Source organism: Rhodococcus sp. T2V (assembly GCF_029269925.1).
Lineage (GTDB): Bacteria > Actinomycetota > Actinomycetes > Mycobacteriales > Mycobacteriaceae > Rhodococcus_F > Rhodococcus_F koreensis.
In genome coordinates this window covers 1-1,680 of sequence record NZ_JARJBD010000271.1, presented here as the reverse complement: position 1 = coordinate 1,680, position 1,680 = coordinate 1, and the positions used below count along the sequence as shown (strand labels likewise).

Genomic DNA, 1,680 nt, shown 5'->3' with positions numbered 1-1,680 from the left:
CTTAGCCTGAATCCGTGGACGGCCTTGATGGCGGACCGGCGTGTGAGATGAGGAAAGTGCCCTGTGACCTGGGATAATCGGGAGTGTCTACGTCCTGACCGTCCACCACACCACGAGGCACTTTCGGTTGAAATCATCGCACACCTTCCGCACAGACTCCGCGATCTTCGACGAGACGAACCTCGTGTCGTCCGCGGGCCTGATCCCGGTCCTGGAACTGGCCGAACACGCAGGACTGTCGGAACTGATCGACACCCACCTCGACATCGACAGCGCCCGAGTCAAATCGGGCGCCGCCAACCCGGTCGGCAAACTCACCTCGATCATCGCCGGTATGTGCACCGGCGCGGACTACATCGACGACATGAACCTGCTCCGGTCCGGCGGGATGCCGACCATGTACGACCAGGTCTACGCCCCCTCAACCCTGGGAATTTTCCTGCGCGAGTTCACCTACGGACACAGCCTCCAGATCGGAGCCGTGCTGCGCCAACACCTGATCGCACTGACCGCCGACACCCCGCTGCTGCCGGGCATCGAAGAGCGGGCGTTCCTCGACATCGATTCGCTGCTACGCCCGGTCTACGGACACCAGAAACAAGGAGCGTCCTACGGACACGCCAAAATCTCCGGCCGCACCGTGCTACGCAAAGGATTGAACCCCCTGGTCACCACGCTGTCGACCCCGCACGCCGCCCCGGTAATCGCCGAGATGCGGCTGCGGGCCGGCAAGACCGGCTCCGGGCGCGGCGCTGCCTCCCAGCTCCGCTCGGCGATCACCACCGCCCGATCCTGCGGGGCGACGGGCAAGATCATGGTCCGCGGCGATTCGGCGTTCGGCAACAAAGCCGTCATCGCCGCCGCGATCCGGTCCGGCATCGAGTTCTCGCTGGCCATGACCCGCAATCCCCGGATCACCCGGGCCATCGACAGCATCGACGAGCAAGCCTGGACGCCCGTGCACTATCCCGGCGCGGTCACCGACCCCGATACCGGGCAGTTGATCTCCGACGCCGAGGTCGCCGAAACCTCGTACACCGCGTTCTCCGGCCGCCACCGGGTCACCGCCCGCCTGATCGTGCGCCGCGTCAAGGACGCCAACTACCCCGACGCGTTGTTTCCGGTGTGGCGATACCACCCGTTTTTCACCAACTCCGACCTGCCGACCGCCGAGGCAGATGTCACCCACCGCAAGCACGCGATCGTGGAAACGGTGTTCGCGGATCTGATCGACGGGCCACTGGCGCACATTCCGTCCGGCCGATTTGCGGCGAACTGCGTCTGGGTGCTCTGTGCGGCGATCTCACACAATCTGCTCCGGGCTGCGGGCACCGTCGTCGGCGGTACTCATGCCGTCGCCCGTGGTGCCACGCTGCGCCGGAACTTGGTCAACACTCCGGCCCGATTCGCGCGCCCCGCCGGCAGACCCGTGCTGCATCTGCCCGCCCATTGGCCGTGGCAGAAGCAGTGGAACACCCTGTGGTCCAAAGTGATCGGCACAGCACTCGGGACAACTCAACTGGTCTGACCTATCCCTTCCGCCGCCCAGGCCGACCTCGAGGACACCGACAACGTGGATCAGCTGACACCCGGTCAGCGGAACACGCACGCCCAACGACAGTCCGAGGACCCGAAATCATCACGAACCCCTTCGCGATCACTGATCCACGGATTCAGGCT

1 protein-coding gene is annotated in these 1,680 nt (G+C 65.2%); it reads left to right on the top strand.

Annotation, left to right across the window (positions count from 1 at the left end):
* Positions 1-127: 127 nt before the first annotated feature.
* A complete protein-coding gene (locus P3H15_RS53810; RefSeq protein WP_276144793.1) occupies positions 128-1,528 on the top strand; it encodes an IS1380 family transposase in 1,401 nt (466 codons plus the stop codon).
* Positions 1,529-1,680: the final 152 nt, after the last annotated feature.